Genomic DNA, 2561 nt, shown 5'->3' with positions numbered 1-2561 from the left:
CGCTAGGCAAGAGCGAGGATCAGCTTCGCCGCTGGGAACATCCCCGGAAACGGGCCATCAACAACATGATTGAGGAGATCGGCGACAAGGAGCTTGCCGACATCACCGCCGACGACATGCTCGACTTCCGTGAAACGTGGGGAGAGCGGATCACGGCCGGGGACGCACTGCCCGGAACGGCAAACAAGGATTTCCAGCATATCGGCAATATCCTCCGCACTGTCGTCAAGATGAAGCGACTAGGGCTGGTTCTGCCGCTCGACGGCCTTACCTTCAAAGACGACAAGGAACGGACGAAACCGCCGTTCTCAGTCGAATGGATCAAGACGAAGCTGCTTGCTCCCGGCGCACTGGACAGCTTGAACACCGAAGCCCGTTGCATTCTGCTCGGCATGATCAACACCGGCTATCGCCCCGGTGAAGCGGCTGGGCTCTTGCCGCACCACATCCGCCTTGACGGGGACGTGCCGCACATCTCGATTGAGCCGGAGGGCAGGCAGCTAAAAAACAAGGTCTCGAAACGCGTCATTCCACTGGTAGGCGTGTCGCTCGAAGCCTTCAGGCAATGCCCGAAGGGCTTCCCGCGCTATCGGGAGTCCAGCGCCGGCCTTAGCGCCACCGTGAACAGCTTCCTCCGGGAGAACGGACTATTGGAGACCGAAGAGCATACGCTCTACAGCCTAAGACATTCTTGGGAAGATCGGGCACTAGCGGCCGGGATCGATGAGCGTGTCAGGCGCGACCTGTTCGGCCATACGCTGGACCGCGAACGTTATGGCGAGGGCGCGACACTGGCGCACAAGCGCGACGTTCTTCAAGCTATGGCCCTTTGAGCGGCGACGATTGCCCGCGCCTTGGCGATGGGGTCTCCCCTCGCCTCTTCGGCCGCGATCTCTGCCTCTAGCCGCGTGAAGATCGGCGCGTAGATCGCATCTTCGACCACAAGCCCTGCAACGAACGCGTGGGCGGCTTTAAGCCGGGCCAACATGGACCCGTTGTCATCGGCTGTGGTCGAAGGATGCAGCATGGCTTGGGTCTTATTTTGAAACTGGTTGCAAGCTCAGCGGCGCGCTAGGTGCGCACCCACCCAGATCGCAGGCCACACCGCCAAGAACAGCGCCGCCGCGACCAACGCGGCCGGGCGGAACCGCAAGAGATCGGCGACCACGGCGCGTGAGTTGGTTGTAAGGGCCGGGCCGCGATTGGTGCAAATCCCCTGAAGAAAAAACAGGCCGCCGCCCACCCAAGCCGCGCTTGCTAATAAAATCACGTCCAGTGTTGTCATCGGAAATCCCCGTCTGTTTTGAGCAAGAACGGAGGTTAAGGCAGTTTTTCAGAATAACAACCGCTCCGCCGTACTGGCATAACGGCTCTTTCGTCTGCGGACGATGTCTTCGTCAACAGGGGTAGAAGGCGATTTTGCAACTTGTTGCAACGCTTTTTTCCGAGGCCGAACTTGACAATACTGGGAATGGCCGGTCGGCCGTGCTATACAAAATGCGCGCAGGGCTCACGTGGCGCAAACGTGAGCTTTTTTTAGACAGCCGGTCCCGTGAATTTGCTGGACCTTAGACTCGGGACCGGCCGTCACCCGATATTAAGGTCCAACGATCATGTCTCAGGCCGCTTCACGCCCACAGTCCGCCGACGCCAGCAACGCCCCGAAGAACTGGCGAATGCATGGACATCACCATCCAGACGGCAGCAACAATCCATTGACTTCGCCATTGGGCCAGCAAGGCGTCATGCGGCAGTTCTTCCGCGTCTGGCGCTCTGGGCTGTCTCTAGGTGAACGCGACCTTTTCGGCTTCATCCTCGATTGCACTGTGAATTGGGGAAAGACCAGTTGCCGGCTCACCTACAGGAATATTGCACAGGCAGGCGGCTCCACTGAGACGCGTGCCCGTAGCTTTCTCAAAGCTCTGGAAAACAAGGGTGCCATCACCGTCACGCAATTCCCCGGCGATCCGAAGGGAATGCTCATTGAAGTGAACATAGACTGGGAACCGGCCGGCAAGTGCCAAGTAAAGAACAGTGCCGCCCCGGCTCCCAAGCGCAAGCCTCTCACGACAAATACAATCGATCAGGCGCTGTACCACGCATACGACGATGCTCGGTCATGGCCGGAAAAGCACCGCCGCGAAACGGCGCAGTGCATCGTGGCAATCTGCTCAAACGACAAACTGGACGTGGACAACGCCATCCTGTTTGCCAAGAACATAGCGATGGCATGGCCCGGCTTTGTTATGCGCAACGAAGCTCCGAAGCACCCTGACGCCGGCTTCATCCGCAAGCACGCCACGGGGTGGCTTGTTCAATTTCGGGAGAACTATGATCTACCCCCACTCAAAAGAGACGGGGTAACCCCCACTCAAATGCGAGGGGGTTCGGGGTCTACCCCCACTCAAACGCGAGGGGCTGACCCCCGCTCAAATGAGGGGGCCATTATAGGAGAAGGTCAACAGGAGAAAAAAGAACAGGAGAAATCTAAATCGGCAACCGCTTCGCGGCCAGCCGATGCCCCGGCTCCGGCGAAAGAAACCGCTCATCCTATCCGGCAA

3 protein-coding genes and 1 pseudogene are annotated in these 2561 nt (G+C 58.9%); 2 read left to right on the top strand and 2 right to left on the bottom strand.

The genetic code is table 11. From position 1 onward, the window contains the following. A pseudogene (locus tag EN780_RS31885) lies at positions 1-833 on the top strand (tyrosine-type recombinase/integrase); the annotation flags it as partial. On the opposite strand, the gene EN780_RS31880 reads toward EN780_RS31885, so the two are convergent. Both EN780_RS31880 and EN780_RS31875 read right to left on the bottom strand, forming a co-directional pair. Then, positions 815-1027, bottom strand: coding sequence for a hypothetical protein (locus EN780_RS31880; RefSeq protein WP_128276260.1), 213 nt, complete (start codon positions 1025-1027; stop codon positions 815-817). The pseudogene EN780_RS31885 and the gene EN780_RS31880 sit on opposite strands and share 19 nt — an antisense overlap. A 33-nt stretch (positions 1028-1060) precedes the next feature. Beyond that, positions 1061-1285, bottom strand: coding sequence for a hypothetical protein (locus EN780_RS31875; protein ID WP_128276259.1), 225 nt, complete (start codon positions 1283-1285; stop codon positions 1061-1063). A gap of 391 nt (positions 1286-1676) precedes the next feature. Between EN780_RS31875 and EN780_RS31870 the strand changes: the two genes are divergently transcribed. Further along, on the top strand, positions 1677-2561 hold an 885-nt coding region (locus EN780_RS31870), incomplete at its 3' end, for a hypothetical protein (RefSeq protein ID WP_133372809.1).

This window comes from Mesorhizobium sp. M4B.F.Ca.ET.089.01.1.1 (genome assembly GCF_004022605.1).
GTDB lineage: Bacteria > Pseudomonadota > Alphaproteobacteria > Rhizobiales > Rhizobiaceae > Mesorhizobium > Mesorhizobium abyssinicae.
Note: the sequence above shows the minus strand (reverse complement) of the source record. Positions and strands in the feature narration are given on the sequence as shown.

Excerpts from the sequence above, each read along its gene's own strand:
- EN780_RS31880 (WP_128276260.1), bottom strand. The coding sequence starts at position 1,027 with ATGCTGCATCCTTCGACCACAGCCGATGACAACGGGTCCATGTTGGCC.
- EN780_RS31875 (WP_128276259.1), bottom strand. The coding sequence starts at position 1,285 with ATGACAACACTGGACGTGATTTTATTAGCAAGCGCGGCTTGGGTGGGC.